The organism is Halomonas sp. (genome assembly GCF_034520545.1).
Taxonomy (GTDB): domain Bacteria; phylum Pseudomonadota; class Gammaproteobacteria; order Pseudomonadales; family Halomonadaceae; genus Halomonas.
In genome coordinates, this window is record NZ_JAXHNN010000009.1 from 613,133 (window position 1) to 626,358 (window position 13,226).

Consider the following 13,226-nt stretch of genomic DNA (forward strand, 5'->3'; position numbering starts at 1 on the left):
TTTCAGCGTCGGAGAAAGATGCGCTCGAAGTTCGCGCGAGCCGCGGACGCAAGCGTATCGGCGCTCTGCCCGCGCATCTCGGCGAGGAACTCGTAGGTGTAGCCCACGAAGCCCGGGTGGTTCGGCTTCCCTCGGACTGCCTGGGGTGCGAGAAAGGGGGCGTCGGTCTCAACTAAGATGCGGTCGTCCGGGGTAAGGGCTGCGGCGCGGCGGATATCCTCGGACTGCTTGTAGGTGACGTTTCCTCCGAACGATATGGAGAAGCCGAGGTCGAGGAAGCGCCTCGCAGCTTCTGGGTCTGGCCGAAAAACAATGCATGACACTCTCCGCTGCAGGAGGGTGTGCGGCGAAGACGTCGAGAATGTCGGAGGTGGCATCACGGTTGTGAATGACCACCGGCATGCGGAGCTCGTTGGCAAGCTCGATCTGTGAGACGAAGAGGTCGCGTTGCTGCTGCGGCGTGCCGTGGTTGCGGTACCAGTCGAGACCGATCTCTCCCAGCGCAACCACCTTTTGCATCGAGAGCGCCTCCCGGAGCTTTGGCTCCTGTGTCTCGAACGAGACGCTGCCGGCGTTGGAAGGGTGCAGTCCTCCCGTCAGGTATACGCGATCGAGGTGGGCGAGGCGGGAGCGACGTTCCTCGAAATCCTCAAGAGACACCGCGACATCGAGTCCGTAGGCCATTTCCGCCTCGAAGCACTCGCGCAGGATCTCGATTGCCCCAAGTCCCTTTTCTTCCATTACCAGCGTGTGAAAGTGTGAATCGACACTGCCGGGTATGATATGCGGCGGGCGATCTCTCGACATGAGTTATTCCTCCACGGTTCGTGCGGAATGACTGCGATGGAGCACCGGCTCGAGAAATCGGCCGGTCCAGGAACGGGTGCGTGCCTCCACGATGTGCTCGGGTGTTCCCTCCGCGACGATCGTGCCGCCGCCGTCCCGCCCTCGGGACCGAGATCAATGACCCAGTCGGCCTCGGCAACGACCTCGAGGTTGTGCTCGATGACGATGACGGTGTTGCCCGCCTCCACGAGGCGGTGCAGAACGGAAACCAGCCGCTCGACGTCCGCCATGTGCAGGCCGATCGTTGGCTCATCGAGAATGTAAAGGGCGTGTCCCGAGGCGGAGCTTCGGGCCTTTGCGAGCTCGGTCACGAGCTTTATCCGTTGCGCTTCACCGCCGCTGAGAGTCGGACTCTGCTGGCCGAGCTTGAGGTATCCGAGCCCGACATCACGCAACATCTCGACCGCGCGGTGAATGGCGGGGTGCGCTTCAAAGAAGTCGACCGCTTCCGCCACGCTCATGTCCAGCACGTCGGCAATCGTCTTGCCCTTGAACTCTACCTCGAGGGTGTCGTCGGTGAAGCGCCTGCCGCCGCAGCGATCACATACCACACTGACGTCGGGAAGGAAGCTCATCTCGATTCGCTTCAAACCCTGTCCACCGCACTCCGGGCAGCGCCCGTCGGCCGTGTTGAAGGAGAATCTGCCGGCGGTGTAGCCGCGCATCCGTGATTCGGGAAGGCCCGCGAAGAGGCGGCGCACCTCGTCCCAGAAGCCCACGTAAGTCGCCGGGCAGCTGCGCGGTGTTTTGCCGATGGGTGTCTGATCGACCTCCCTCACGTAGTCCAGAGAGGAGTAGCCGTCGATGCCCGTGCAGCCGACCCATTCCGGCGTGGCGCGGGTGGTGCCGAGCCGTGGTCGGAGGTTGCGATGAATGATATCGCGAACGAGCGAGCTCTTTCCGCTTCCGCTGACGCCTGTGACACAGAGCAGCCGTCCGAGGGGTACAGAGACATCGATATCCCGCAGATTGTGCAGCGTAGCCCCGTAAACGGTGACCCGATCGGTATCGTCGGTGAGGTGGCGACGCGGGACCAGCGGGTGCGCCGGCGGGCGCTCGAGAAAACGGGCGGTCACCGACCCCGGTGAGGCGAGAACGTTCTGCAGCGTTCCCTCTGCGACCACGGTCCCTCCCTCGACGCCGCCGCCGGGGCCAAGGTCTATGACGTAGTCGGCGCTTCGTATGGTGTCTTCGTCGTGCTCGACCACGAGGATCGAGTTGCCCTTCGCCTTGAGCTCGTGGAGGGTATCGAGCAGCATGCGGTTATCCCGGGCGTGGAGTCCGATGGTGGGCTCATCGAGTACGTAGGCCACACCGCGGAGATTGGAGCCGAGCTGGGCGGCGAGGCGGATTCGCTGGGCTTCGCCGCCGGAGAGTGTCGGCGCGGCACGATCGAGGGGCAGGTAGCCGAGGCCCACGCGCTCGAGGAAGGACAGTCGCGCGCCGAGCTCGGCAAGAATATCACGTGCGATTTCCCCCTCGCGTTCGGTGAACGAAGAAGAATGGATCCGCCCGGGCCTTCGCGACGGCGGAGCGCCGTCACGTCGTATGATGCCCGCCCCCTGCAGGAACACGGCACGCGCTTCGGGGCGAAGACGGCGTGCCGCCGCACGCGGCGCAGGGGGTGCCTTCGTTGAAGGCCTCTGCACCGGGACCGGAGGTGGGCGAATCCTCGTCTTCTTCGTGCTCATGACCCGCGAGTCCTGTCCCTCTACATTCCGGGCACCACCCGTGTCTGGAGTTGAACGAAAACAGTCGCGGATCGAGCTCTTCGAAACCCCGGCCGCAGACGGGACACGACCGCTCGGTTGAGTAGACCGTCTCCTCCTGCGTATGACCGTCGAGCACGTGGATGACACCCTTTCCAGGGCCGCGGCCCGCTCGAGCAGGGCGCGAAGGTGCGCGCGGTTGCCAGGTTCGACCACCACGTCACCGACGGGGGCCTGGATCGTGTGTTCGTGGAACCGATCGAGTCGCGGCCAGGCGGACGTCTCGAGCAGCTCGCCATCAACACGCAGGTGCTTGAAGCCCTTTCCTGCCGCCCAGGTGGCGAGGTCGGTGTCGTAGCCCTTGCGTGCCGTGACCAGCGGGGCCAGCACGGTTACAGGACGCTGTTTTGCACGAGGAGAGCAGGGTGGCGGTAACCGAATCGAGCGCTCTGCGGCTCGATGGGCACACCGCAGGTGGGGCAGTACTGTGTACCGAGCTTCACGAAGAGCAGACGTAGAAAGTGATAGACCTCCGTAACCGTGGCAACCGTGCTCTTGTTCGCGCCTCGGCTTGTGCGCTGCTCGATGGCGACCGTGGGCGGAACGCCGACGACCGACTCCACGTCCGGGCGGCTGCTCGGTTGCACGAAGCTGGCGGGCGTAGGCGTTCAGGACTCGAGGTAACGGCGCTGCCCCTCCCCGAAGACAATATCGAACGCGACGGTGCTCTTCCGCTTCCACTGACGCCGGTGAAAACCACGAGCTCGTCACGCGGGATGGTAAGGTCGACGTCTCTCAGGTTGTGCTCCCGGGCGCCGCGAATCGTCATCTCGCCACCGGCGACCGTCGGGGCCGCCTCCGTCGCCACTTCCGCCGCCGTGAGCCCGGCTTCCTCGCGGCCAAGGTATCGACGAAGCGCCGCGGCCGTATAGCCGCTCCCCATCTCCACGAGGCGCTCCGTGGGCCCTCGGCGACGAGCTCGCCTCCGGCCTCTCCGCCGTCGGGGCCGAGGTCGAGATCCAGTCGGCCGCTGCAAGCACGTCGAGATTATGCTCGATTACGACCACCGAGTGCCCGGCCTCCACGGGACGGCGGAAGGCCTGCAGGAGAACCTCGATATCGCGGAAATGAAGACCGGTGGTCGGCTCGTCGAAGAGGAAGAGCGGGGGTTCGTGTTTACGCTTCGAGCTTCGTGAGGCGTCGGCGAGGTGTCCGGCGAGCTTTAGGCGCTGGGCCTCACCACCGCTGAGAGTGGAACCGGCTGCCCCAGGGTGACGTAGCCGAGACCCACGCCGCGGAGCGGCTCGAGCCGCCGCGCTACGCGTTTGGAGAAGGAAAACACCTTGACCGCCTCATCGACAGTGAGCTCGAGGACATCGGCGATGGAAAGACCGCCGCCGACGGGCGGGGTTCCCGTGCCTGCGTGTGCGCTATCGCCGAGCTCTCGGTCGGCCGGCGGATGCATCTTCACGTCGAGCACGTCGGAGCGGTAGCGCGTACCGTTGCATTCGGGACACCGAAGGTAGACGTCGCTCAGGAATTGCACTTCCACATGCTCGAACCCGTTCCCTCCGCAGGTCGGGCAGCGACCGTCGCCGGAGTTGAAACTGAAGGTTCCGGCGGTGTAGCCTCGCTCGCGTGCGAGAGGCTCGCGGGCAAAGAGCTTTCGTATCTCGTCGAAAGCCCCCACGTAGCTTGCGGGGTTCGAGCGGGTCGTCTTGCCAATGGGGGACTGATCCACCATGACCACGTCGTCTATGTGCTCGAGGCCCGAGAGTGCCTCGTAGGTGCCCGGCTGCTCCACGGGCGCCCCTGTTTCCATGCGAATCGCGTTGTAGAGACGTCCTGCACGAGGGTCGATTTCCCCAGCCGCTGAGCCCGTCGCAGCGCACGAGCATGCTGAGCGGAATATCGACGTCGATCGAGCGCAGATTGTGCTCGGCTGCACCTCGCACGGAGAGAAACGAAGCCGCGCGCGAATCGTTACCGCGGGCGGAATCCGCGGCGGCCGTGCCCGCGTCCCCGGCGGTGGCATGCCCGGTCCGTGCCGCCGGCGCCGGGCGGCGACCGAGGTAGCGTCCCGTAACCGAGCCCGTCGCGGTGCGGAGCTCATCGGGCGTTCCGTAGAACGCGATAGCGCCACCGCCGGCCCCCGCATCCGGGCCGAGATCAAGGACCAGGTCGGCTGCTTCGATGAGCTCCGGATCGTGCTCAACAACGATGAGGCTGTTTCCGGCGTCCCGCAGTCGATGCAGAACGCGAATAAGCCGGCCGATATCACGCGAGTGAAGCCCGATGCTCGGTTCGTCGAGCACGAACAGCGCATTCACCAGCGAGGTGCCCAGCGCCGTGGTCAGGTTTATGCGCTGCACCTCCCCGCCGCTGAGGGTGCGCGACTGACGGTCGAGGGTCAGATAGCCAAGGCCCACGTCGAGCAGGTATCCGAGCCTGGTTGCTATCTCCTCGAGGAGGAGCTCAACCGCCTCGTCGAGAGGTCTGGGGAGGTCGAGGTTCTCGAAAAACGAAACCGCTCGGGAAATGGGAAGGAGCATGAGCTCATGAATGTTGAGCCGCTCACCGCCGCTCGAGAGTCGCCACAGAAGCGGCTCCGGTTTGAGCCGGGCTCCGCCGCAGTCGGGGCAGGGCGTGTAGGTCCGGTACTTGGAAAGCAGCACCCGGATATGCATCTTGTAGCTCTTCGACTCGAGCCAGTCGAAGAACCGGCGAATGCCGTACCATTCGCGCCGTCCTCCCAGGGCCCCTCACCCTCGATGACCCAGTCCCTCTCCTCATCCGTAAGGTCGCCCCGGGGACGTCTGTTCTGACGTTGCGTGTGCGGGCGAAGTGCATCATCTCCGTCCGGCAGACTCCGTAGCTCTCACTCTGCCATGGACGCACCGCGCCTTCGGCCAGAGTCTTGGTCTTGTCCGGGATAACGAGGTCGTAGTCGATGCCGATGACCCGCCGAAACCCCGGCAGGTGTCGCAGGCCCCCATGGGCGAGTTGAACGAGAAAAAGTTCGGTGCCGGCTCACGGTAGTGGATGTCGCAGGTCGCGCAGTGGAGATCCGAGGAGTAGTGCCTGGTTTCCCGGGGCTCGAGGTCGGCGCCGAGGATGTAGAACGTCACCCGACCCTTGCCGTGGTGCATTGCCGCCTCGAGGTCTTCGCTGAGGCGCTGACGGTTCGCCGGCGTATAGCGGGTGCGATCCTGTATCACCTCCACCGCCGCCGGCGTCTGGGAGCGAATGCGTGTATACCCCTCCTGCCCGAGAAGCTCGATGATTTCCGCGGGGTCGAAATCGGTCGGGACCGGCACGGTGAAAGTGATCATGATGCGGCTGTCGGTCGGGACTTCACCTTCGAGGCCGTCGAGAATGCTCTGTGGCGTGTCGCGGCGCACCTCGCGCCCGCAGGAGCGGCAGTAAAGGGTTGCCGCCCGCGCAAAGAGCAGTTTCAGATGATCGTTGAGCTCGGTCATGGTGCCGACTGTTGAGCGGGAGGTGCGCACCGGATTGGTCTGGTCAATGGCGACCGCCGGCGGTATCCCCTCGATGCGGTCCACTTGCGGTTTGTCCATACGGTCGAGGAACTGGCGGGTGTAGGCGGAGAAGGTCTCCACGTAGCGCCGTTGCCCTTCGGAGTAGACGGTGTCGAAGGCCAGCGACGACTTGCCCGAGCCACTGACTCCGGTGACAACAATCAACTTGTTGAGGGGGAACTCGAGACTCAGGTTTTTAAGATTGTTCTGGCGTGCCCCCTCGACGCGGATGGCGGCCCGGTATGCTTCGCTCGTCTGTGTGTGCTGCGCCATGTGAAACTCAGGGCTTAAGCTATAGTTGGCGCCGGCCGGAGGCAAGTGATGAGGACACGATGGCTCAGAGCTCCTTGCTCATTTTGATGAGCCTGTGACCGGCAACCCATTCCTCACCGGCCACCCGCCGATACCCCAGTCGGGCGTAGAAGTCTTCGAGGTAGTAGTGCGGCGAGAGCTCCGCCACCGTCGCTGAGCGTTGTCTGGCCCGCTCCTCGAGCATGCCGACGATGCGCGCACCTATGCCCTGTCCGCGGTATCCGGGAAGCACGGCGATCCGGGCGATGGTAGCCATCCGGCCGTCGATGGTTACGCGCCCGGTGGCCACCGGGGTTTTGCCGTCGAAGGCGAGTACGTGCGAGGCCTCTGCGTCGAGGTCGTCGAGCTCGAGTTCCCGGGGAATTTCCCTGTTCCTCGACGAAAACCGCCACGCGGATTCGAGTTGCCGCGGCAAGCCCGTCCTCATCCTCGACAAGGCGATACTGGAGCTCCATGGCACGTATCATATCACGTATGGCGGGGCCCGGCGGTCCGATAGGCGATCGGCCGCGTTGCTTTCAGGCAGGGGAGGGGTTACGTTTCTCGATCGGCGTCGGATTCGTCGGCTTCGCCGTTCTCCTCGCCGTCCTCGTCGTTCTCTTCTTCTTCTGCGACGTAGCGTTCATCCATGGGACCGCCGGGCGAAAGATACTCGAGGTAGGACTGGTCCTCGCCCTCCGATCCGTCTTTGGTCTGCTTTTTCTGTCGCTTCTGCTCCTGCTTCTTCTTTTTCTGGAGCTGACGACGACGTTTATCCGCCTTGAATGAGCGTCTTGCCATAGAAGGCCTCCTTGCGAGTAAGTATGCCGTTGTACAATGGAGAGCGAGAATGGCTGGCTCTCTCGGTTCACGCCCCGTGGAGCATGAAGAACGTGGCCTTTGCTATCAAGTCTCACATGTACGGACTGAAGGGAAGCGGCTTCGAAGCGTCCGTGACATCGGCGGCGATGTAGTCTATACTGTTGGAGCATAAAAACCTACGCAATCTGGAGAGAACACAATGACACATGTACTGACTGAGGTCCCGGAGGTCCTGCTGATGGGGCCCGGACCGTCCGCCGTACACCCGGAAACATACAAAGCGATGAGCGTGAGCACGCTCGGCCACATGGACGGGCAGTTCATCGACATTATGGACAAAACGAGCGAGAAGCTGCGAAACCTCATGAACACGAAGAACGCCGTCACCTTCCCGGTGTCCGGCACCGGAAGCGCCGGCATGGAGGCGGCCTTCGTGAACCTCGTGGAGCCCGGTGACCGGGTGTTGGTTCTGGTCAACGGTGTCTTCGGTACACGCATGACCGACGTCGGCGGGCCGCCTTGGTGCGGAGGTGGACACGATCGAGGCGGAGTCGGGGTAGCCGATCGACGTAGCTGAAGTGAAGAAGCGTCTCGGCGAGCAGCGCTATAAGATTGTGGCGGTGGTGCACGCGGAGACATCCACCGGTGTGCGAAACCCGGTGGACGAGATCGGTGCGCTTGTACGCGACACCGACGCGCTCTATCTTGTCGACGGTGTCACGAGCCTCGGCGGTATTCCAGTGAAGCTCGATGAGTGGGGCGTGGACGCGTTCTACAGCGGAACGCAGAAGTGCCTGTCGGTACCCCCCGGTCTCGCGCCGGCATCCTTCTCCGATCGCGCGATTTCGGTGGTCGAGAATCGAAAAGCAAAGGTGCCGAACTGGTATCTGGATGTCTCCATGCTGTCTGCCCTACTATGCAGGGGCAGAGCAGGAAGCGAAGCTACCACCACACCGCGCCAATCAACATGATCTACGGCCTCCTGCAGGGACTGGCACTGATCGAGGACGAGGGCTACGAAGCCGTATATGAACGTCATCGGCACGTACACGAACGCCTCGTGGCGGGGATCGAGAAACTCGGCCTCTCCATCGGTGGTAGACCCCGACTATCGGTTGCCGAACCTCAACGCCGTGTCGATTCCCGAGGGAGTCGACGAGGCGGCAGTCCCGCCAGGCGCTGCGGAACAAACATCACATAGAAATCGGGGCCGGGCTCGGGCCGCTCGCCGGGAAGATCTGGCGCGTGGGCATCATGGGGCACACCGCACGGGAAACCAACGTGGACCGCTTTCTCTCCGCCCTCGCCGAAGAAATCGGCGCCTGAGACTCTCGGGAGGCGGTATGCGACGGGTCGTGGCGCACCGACCCCGTCGGCGCTCCCGTGGACGCTCCCTTTGTTGACCGCATCCGATCGAGGTGCTACACTCCGCCGAACGTATAATCATGCATCAGAAATGCAGGATCATCGAGGGAGGACGAGATGGATTCGGTCAAATACACCCTGCCGGAATCAAAGATACCGAAGAGCTGGTACAACATTCAGGCCGACCTGCGAAACGCGGCGCCGCCGGTGCTTCATCCGCAGAGCAAAGAGCCCATTGGCCCTGACGATCTGGCTGCCCTCTTTCCGATGGAGCTCATAAAGCAGGAAGTCTCGACCGATCGTGAGATCGAGATTCCCGAGCCCGTGCGGGATATCTACCGGCAGTGGCGACCGACGCCCTCACCGCGCGCGGCGCCTCGAGAGGGCCCTCGATACCCCGGCCCGCATCTACTACAAGTACGAAGGCGTGAGCCCGAGCGGCAGTCACAAGCCCAACACGGCCGTCCCGCAGGCCTTTTACAACAGGGAAGCGGGCGTCACGAAGTTGACCACCGAAACCGGCGCCGGGCAGTGGGGAAGCGCACTGTCCATGGCCTGTGCCTTCTTCGGGATGGAGTGCAGCGTGTACATGGTGAAGGTCAGCTACGACCAGAAGCCGTACAGGCGCGGGTTGATGGAAGCGTTCGGCGCCAACGTTACTCCGAGTCCGAGCCGCACCACTGCCTCCGGGCGCGCCGTGCTGGAGGAGCATCCCGACTCTACCGGCTCTCTCGGTATCGCCATCTCCGAGGCGGTCGAGGTGGCGGCCACCAGCGACGATACGAACTACGCCCTCGGAAGCGTTCCTGAATCACGTGCTGACCCATCAGACCGTGATCAGGTCTCGAGACCATGGAACAGATGGCGGCCGCCGACGACGAGCCGGATATCCTCATCGGCTGCACCGGCGGCGGCTCGAACTTCGCCGGCATGCGCTTCCCCTACGTGGGAGAGAACCTGCGAGGCGAGAAAAATCACCGCGTCATAGCGGTGGAGCCCGCCGCCTGTCCGACCCTCACCAAGGGCCCCTACGCCTACGATTACGGCGACACCGCCCATCTTACCCCCATCGTAAAGATGCACACCCTCGGCAGCGGCTTCGTGCCGCCCGGCTTCCACGCGGGCGGACTGCGGTATCACGGGATGGCGCCGCTTGTGAGCCAGTTGCACTCCGAGGGGCACATCGAAGCCACCGCCTATGACCAGCTCCGCACCTTCGCCGCCGGAATTCAGTTCGCGCAGGCTGAGGGAATCCTGCCCGCGCCGGAGGCGAATCACGCCGTGGCCGCGGCCATCGACGAGGCTCTTGCCTGCAGGGAATCGGGCGAGAGCAAGGCGATCCTGTTCAACCTCTGCGGGCACGGGCAGTTCGACATGCAGGCCTATCTCGACTACAACGCGGGCAAGCTGGTGGCCTACGAGTATCCGGAAGAGGAGGTCGCCATGGCGCTCTCCGGTCTTCCGAGCGTCTCCGGGTAGGCGACCTACGGCGGGACGGCGAAACACGAACGGGCGGTACGGCATGATAACGCTGAAGAACGTCACGATGCACCGTGACGACGAAATGATTCTCGACGGAGTAACCTGGGATATCTCTTCCCACGGACATACGGCACTCCTCGGTCTGAACGGATCGGGCAAAACCGCGATGCTGCAGGTGGTCACCGGCTACATGTCGCCAAGCGGCGGCGAAGTGGAGGTGCTCGGCTACGTTCGCGGCAGGAGCGATCTCCGGGACGTCCGGCGCCACATCGGGTGGGTGAGCTCGGCGCTCAGCGAGCGCATCCACGATCGCGATACGGCGCTCGATGTCGTCGTGAGCGGGCGCTACGCATCAATCGGGCTCTGGGAGCCGATAACGGAGGAGGACGTCGCCCTTGCGCGTGAGCGGCTGGCTTTCATGGGATGCGAGCGCCTCGAGGAACGCCGCTATGCGGTGCTCTCGCAGGGGGAGAAGCAGCGGATCCTCATTGCGCGTGCCCTCGTGGCGCGGCCGACCCTTCTGATCCTCGATGAGCCGTGCAGCGGCCTCGACCCGGCCGCGCGTGAGCATTTTCTGGAGTTCGTGGACAAGCTGGGCACCGAGCCCGACGGTCCGACCCTCATCTACGTCACCCACCACATCGAGGAGATTACCCCGGTGTTCCACCAGGTTTCGATCATGAAGGACGGGCGGATCCACGCTCACGGCTCGCCCCAGGAGGTGCTCACCCACGATCTTCTCTCGAGCGTGTACGGCCTGGAGATGGAGGTGGTCCGGCGAGGCGGGCGCTACTGGCCGCAGACGGCAACCGTGCTTGGTGCCGCGGCCCGGTAAGCGCCGCGCGGGAGACTCGCGCCCGGCGCCGCGGCTGCCGGCTGCTATATGCGCTGCTTCGTCGGGTTCAGCTTCAGAAGCTGACGGTCGATACCCTTCGCGGCCCGGTGGCCGTTGGCGATGGCGCTGATGGCGTCGCGTTTGGTGTTGGTGATATCGCCGCCGGCGAAGACCTTGGGGTCGTCAGTCGCTCCGAAGCGATCGACGGCGACTCTCCCGCGTTCGACCTTGATCTTCGAGAGCACTTCCTCGGGCAGGAAGGAGTAGTCGGCATCCTGCCCGATCGCTGAAACCACCGAGTCGAAGACGTCGCGGTGCTCCGAGCCCTCGATGAGGACGGGCTTCGGACGCTTTCCCTCGCCCTGATCCACCATCTCCTGCCTCCGCCCAGACGAAGGCTGCTCGTGTCTCGCTCTCATCTTCCACGCGGATGGGAATGGCCTGCGGACGATGCGCACGCCTTCCTCCAGCGCCTCGGTGATCTCCTCCTTCGTTGCGGGCATGTCCTCGATGCGACGCCTGTAGAGAATCGTGACCTCGCAGCCGAGCCGGCGCGCCGTGCGAGCGGCATCCATGGCGACGTTTCCGCCGCCGATGACGGCGACGGCCTTGCCGAGGCCCGGATCCGCGGCCGTCGGTGACGTCGTCGAGGACTTTGAGCCCGGCGAGCACGCGGGTGATGGTCCTCCCCCTCGATTCCCATCGTGTAGGGATTGGGAAGGCCGGTGGCGAAGAAGACCGCATCATAGCCGTCGTAGAGGTCCTCGAAGCTGGTCTCGCGTCCGATCATGATGTTTCTGGTGCACCGTGACGCCGAGGGACCGAATGTAGTCGATGTCCTTGTTGATCTGATCGTAGGGCAGGCGATACTCGGGGATGCCGTAGCGGAGCATGCCGCCGGGCAGGTCTCTCCCGTCGTAGACGGTGATCCGATAGCCGAGGAGTCTGAGATAGTACGCGGCGGCGAGTCCGCCGGGACCGGATCCGATAATCGCCACGTGCTTGTCGTTCTCCGGTTCGGGCGCGGGCAGCACCTTCTCGTAGTCCTGCGCGTAGATCTGATCGGCGATGTAGCGCTTGAGCCAGCGGATGGATATCGGCTCGCCGTCGTTGTGTCCCTTGCTGCAGACGTACTCGCAGGAGTGCGTGCAGACGCGACCGCAGGAGGCGGGCAGCGGATTGGACTCGTAGGCGATGCGCAGTCCGCGCGGAATGTCGTCGTCGCGGATGGCCTCGATGTAGCCCGGGACGTCCATGTGCGCCGGGCAGGTCGCCGCGCAGATGCCGCAGGCGACGCAGCGGTCGGCCTCGAGCTTGGCCTGCTCCTCGGAGTAGCCCTGCACGAGCTCCTCGAAGCTCTTGAGGCTTTCCTCCGGCTCGAGCATACGCATGTCCACGCGCTGCTTCTCGAGGAGCTCGTAGCCTTCGGAGGGGGCGTAGCCGAGCTCGCTTCTCGTCCCAGGGCTTCGCATCGCTGCCGGGAACGTAGCGGAAGGCGTCCGGGTCGGTGTCCACCCAGATGTACTCGTTACTCATCCCGAGGACCCGGTCGGGCAGATGTCCACGCAGAGCGCGCACCAGCAGCAGCGTCCGTAGTCGACCGTGCGGCCTGAGCCCGCTGTCGCCGTGCTTGCGTTTCCCGCTCGATCAACCGGCACCGAGATCGATCGCCGCGTTCTGGCAGACCGTTTCGCAGGTGCCGCAGCCGATGCAGATGTCGTGTCTGTTTGTGTGAAACCCGCGGTAGCGCGCAGCGCCGGGCCGCTCGTCTATGCGGATCCATCGTCGGTGTACGGCTTTTCGAACGCACGCTTCCAGACGGAAAAGGGGGCGATCAGGTCTTTGACGCTCATTCGCTACCTCTCGATCTCGGCGGATAGGTGTGCAGGCTCACCATGAGGCTGGCGATGTCGGCGATATTGGCGCCCACCGCGAGTTTCTCCATGACCGCGATCGCATGGGTGTAGGAGGGGCCTCTGACGTATACGCGGCGCGGGTAAATCGTGCCGTCGGCGACCATGTAGTATCCGTACTCGCCGCGGGTGCACTCGGCGCGGTGCCAGGTCTGCCCGGCGGGATGCGCCAGTGAAGCACGTTCGGCAGCTTCGTGTGGATCGGTCCCCGTCGGCGGATGCGCTCCATGATCTGCCGAATCAGGCGACACCGACTGGTACATCTCCTGGAATCGCACCTGCAGGCGCGCGCGTAGGCGTCGGAGTCTCGGCGGTGACGACCTCGAAGTCGAGCTCGTCGTAGCCGAGGTAGGGCTCGTCCTTGCGGATGTCCCGCGCGACACCGGCTGCGCGGGCGTTCGGGCCCGGTGATGCCGTAGCGATC

Annotated in this window: 17 protein-coding genes and 3 pseudogenes; 6 read left to right on the top strand and 14 right to left on the bottom strand. The window is 64.2% G+C overall.

Features of this window, described 5'->3' with window-relative positions; genetic code table 11:
- Positions 1 to 2: 2 nt before the first annotated feature.
- The 4 genes and pseudogenes from U5L98_RS18750 to U5L98_RS18755 all read right to left on the bottom strand — a co-directional run.
- The gene (locus U5L98_RS18750) at positions 3 to 257 is read right to left on the bottom strand and encodes a TatD family hydrolase (protein WP_416208217.1); all 255 of its coding nucleotides are present in this window, start codon (positions 255 to 257) and stop codon (positions 3 to 5) included.
- Positions 169 to 807, bottom strand: coding sequence for a TatD family hydrolase (locus U5L98_RS07910; protein ID WP_322557764.1), 639 nt, complete (start codon positions 805 to 807; stop codon positions 169 to 171). The genes U5L98_RS18750 and U5L98_RS07910 overlap by 89 nt, the downstream gene beginning before the upstream one ends.
- On the bottom strand, positions 741 to 2,537 hold the full coding sequence (locus U5L98_RS07915) for an ATP-binding cassette domain-containing protein (RefSeq protein ID WP_322557765.1): 1,797 nt from the start codon (positions 2,535 to 2,537) through the stop codon (positions 741 to 743). The genes U5L98_RS07910 and U5L98_RS07915 overlap by 67 nt, the downstream gene beginning before the upstream one ends.
- Positions 2,538 to 2,726: 189 nt before the next feature.
- Positions 2,727 to 3,326: pseudogene (locus U5L98_RS18755) on the bottom strand (hypothetical protein); the annotation flags it as partial.
- A 278-nt stretch (positions 3,327 to 3,604) separates the two neighbouring features.
- Here U5L98_RS18755 and U5L98_RS07920 point away from each other — a divergent pair.
- On the top strand, positions 3,605 to 3,751 hold the full coding sequence (locus U5L98_RS07920; protein WP_322557766.1) for a hypothetical protein: 147 nt from the start codon (positions 3,605 to 3,607) through the stop codon (positions 3,749 to 3,751).
- Positions 3,752 to 3,777: 26 nt separating this feature from the next.
- On the opposite strand, the gene U5L98_RS07925 is transcribed toward U5L98_RS07920, so the two are convergent.
- The 5 genes from U5L98_RS07925 to U5L98_RS07945 form a co-directional block, all read right to left on the bottom strand.
- Positions 3,778 to 4,377 carry a hypothetical protein gene (locus tag U5L98_RS07925; RefSeq protein ID WP_322557767.1) on the bottom strand — a complete coding sequence of 200 codons (600 nt, stop codon included), beginning with the start codon at positions 4,375 to 4,377 and terminating at the stop codon, positions 3,778 to 3,780.
- A gap of 752 nt (positions 4,378 to 5,129) precedes the next feature.
- The gene (locus U5L98_RS18760; protein WP_416208188.1) at positions 5,130 to 5,453 is read right to left on the bottom strand and encodes a hypothetical protein; all 324 of its coding nucleotides are present in this window, start codon (positions 5,451 to 5,453) and stop codon (positions 5,130 to 5,132) included.
- On the bottom strand, positions 5,405 to 6,367 hold the full coding sequence (locus U5L98_RS07935; protein ID WP_322557769.1) for a hypothetical protein: 963 nt from the start codon (positions 6,365 to 6,367) through the stop codon (positions 5,405 to 5,407). Before U5L98_RS07935 ends, U5L98_RS18760 begins: the two co-directional genes overlap by 49 nt.
- 64 nt (positions 6,368 to 6,431) lie before the next feature.
- Positions 6,432 to 6,821 carry a GNAT family N-acetyltransferase gene (locus tag U5L98_RS07940; protein ID WP_322557770.1) on the bottom strand — a complete coding sequence of 130 codons (390 nt, stop codon included), beginning with the start codon at positions 6,819 to 6,821 and terminating at the stop codon, positions 6,432 to 6,434.
- Between the two features lie 119 nt (positions 6,822 to 6,940).
- Positions 6,941 to 7,186 (bottom strand): hypothetical protein, encoded by a 246-nt coding sequence (locus U5L98_RS07945; protein WP_322557771.1) that lies wholly within the window; start codon positions 7,184 to 7,186, stop codon positions 6,941 to 6,943.
- 220 nt (positions 7,187 to 7,406) lie between these two features.
- Here U5L98_RS07945 and U5L98_RS07950 point away from each other — a divergent pair, with 220 nt between their 5' ends.
- From U5L98_RS07950 to U5L98_RS07965, 5 genes and pseudogenes are all read left to right on the top strand, one after another.
- The gene (locus U5L98_RS07950; RefSeq protein ID WP_322557772.1) at positions 7,407 to 7,784 is read left to right on the top strand and encodes an aminotransferase class V-fold PLP-dependent enzyme; all 378 of its coding nucleotides are present in this window, start codon (positions 7,407 to 7,409) and stop codon (positions 7,782 to 7,784) included.
- A 1-nt stretch (position 7,785) separates the two neighbouring features.
- Positions 7,786 to 8,178, top strand: a complete 393-nt coding sequence (locus tag U5L98_RS07955; protein WP_322557773.1) for an aminotransferase class V-fold PLP-dependent enzyme — start codon at positions 7,786 to 7,788, stop codon at positions 8,176 to 8,178.
- Positions 8,179 to 8,873: 695 nt separating this feature from the next.
- Positions 8,874 to 9,212: pseudogene (locus U5L98_RS18765) on the top strand (pyridoxal-phosphate dependent enzyme); the annotation flags it as partial.
- A gap of 212 nt (positions 9,213 to 9,424) precedes the next feature.
- On the top strand, positions 9,425 to 10,051 hold the full coding sequence (locus U5L98_RS07960; protein WP_322557774.1) for a pyridoxal-phosphate dependent enzyme: 627 nt from the start codon (positions 9,425 to 9,427) through the stop codon (positions 10,049 to 10,051).
- A gap of 43 nt (positions 10,052 to 10,094) precedes the next feature.
- Positions 10,095 to 10,889 (top strand): ABC transporter ATP-binding protein, encoded by a 795-nt coding sequence (locus tag U5L98_RS07965; protein ID WP_322557775.1) that lies wholly within the window; start codon positions 10,095 to 10,097, stop codon positions 10,887 to 10,889.
- Positions 10,890 to 10,933: 44 nt separating this feature from the next.
- On the opposite strand, the pseudogene U5L98_RS07970 reads toward U5L98_RS07965, so the two are convergent.
- The 5 genes and pseudogenes from U5L98_RS07970 to U5L98_RS18780 all read right to left on the bottom strand — a co-directional run.
- Positions 10,934 to 11,491, bottom strand: a pseudogene (locus U5L98_RS07970) (FAD-dependent oxidoreductase); the annotation flags it as partial.
- Positions 11,492 to 11,632: 141 nt separating this feature from the next.
- Complete coding sequence (locus tag U5L98_RS07975) at positions 11,633 to 12,361, bottom strand: NAD(P)-binding protein (RefSeq protein ID WP_322557776.1); 729 nt, start codon at positions 12,359 to 12,361, stop codon at positions 11,633 to 11,635.
- A gap of 175 nt (positions 12,362 to 12,536) precedes the next feature.
- On the bottom strand, positions 12,537 to 12,767 hold the full coding sequence (locus U5L98_RS18770) for a 4Fe-4S binding protein (RefSeq protein ID WP_416208218.1): 231 nt from the start codon (positions 12,765 to 12,767) through the stop codon (positions 12,537 to 12,539).
- The gene (locus U5L98_RS18775; RefSeq protein ID WP_416208219.1) at positions 12,739 to 13,065 is read right to left on the bottom strand and encodes a hypothetical protein; all 327 of its coding nucleotides are present in this window, start codon (positions 13,063 to 13,065) and stop codon (positions 12,739 to 12,741) included. The genes U5L98_RS18770 and U5L98_RS18775 overlap by 29 nt, the downstream gene beginning before the upstream one ends.
- Positions 13,043 to 13,225, bottom strand: coding sequence for a hypothetical protein (locus U5L98_RS18780; protein WP_416208220.1), 183 nt, complete (start codon positions 13,223 to 13,225; stop codon positions 13,043 to 13,045). Before U5L98_RS18780 ends, U5L98_RS18775 begins: the two co-directional genes overlap by 23 nt.
- Between the last annotated feature and the right edge of the window lies 1 nt (position 13,226).

What these genes read in the sequence shown, in the direction of transcription:
- U5L98_RS07910 (WP_322557764.1), bottom strand. Translation starts at nt 807, where the DNA reads ATGTCGAGAGATCGCCCGCCGCATATCATACCCGGCAGTGTCGATTCA.
- U5L98_RS07915 (WP_322557765.1), bottom strand. Translation starts at nt 2,537, where the DNA reads ATGAGCACGAAGAAGACGAGGATTCGCCCACCTCCGGTCCCGGTGCAG.
- U5L98_RS07920 (WP_322557766.1), top strand. Translation starts at nt 3,605, where the DNA reads ATGCTCGATTACGACCACCGAGTGCCCGGCCTCCACGGGACGGCGGAA.
- U5L98_RS07925 (WP_322557767.1), bottom strand. Translation starts at nt 4,377, where the DNA reads ATGGAAACAGGGGCGCCCGTGGAGCAGCCGGGCACCTACGAGGCACTC.
- U5L98_RS07935 (WP_322557769.1), bottom strand. Translation starts at nt 6,367, where the DNA reads ATGGCGCAGCACACACAGACGAGCGAAGCATACCGGGCCGCCATCCGC.
- U5L98_RS07945 (WP_322557771.1), bottom strand. Translation starts at nt 7,186, where the DNA reads ATGGCAAGACGCTCATTCAAGGCGGATAAACGTCGTCGTCAGCTCCAG.
- U5L98_RS07950 (WP_322557772.1), top strand. Translation starts at nt 7,407, where the DNA reads ATGACACATGTACTGACTGAGGTCCCGGAGGTCCTGCTGATGGGGCCC.
- U5L98_RS07960 (WP_322557774.1), top strand. Translation starts at nt 9,425, where the DNA reads ATGGAACAGATGGCGGCCGCCGACGACGAGCCGGATATCCTCATCGGC.
- U5L98_RS07965 (WP_322557775.1), top strand. Translation starts at nt 10,095, where the DNA reads ATGATAACGCTGAAGAACGTCACGATGCACCGTGACGACGAAATGATT.
- U5L98_RS07975 (WP_322557776.1), bottom strand. Translation starts at nt 12,361, where the DNA reads ATGCGAAGCCCTGGGACGAGAAGCGAGCTCGGCTACGCCCCCTCCGAA.
- U5L98_RS18775 (WP_416208219.1), bottom strand. Translation starts at nt 13,065, where the DNA reads ATGTACCAGTCGGTGTCGCCTGATTCGGCAGATCATGGAGCGCATCCG.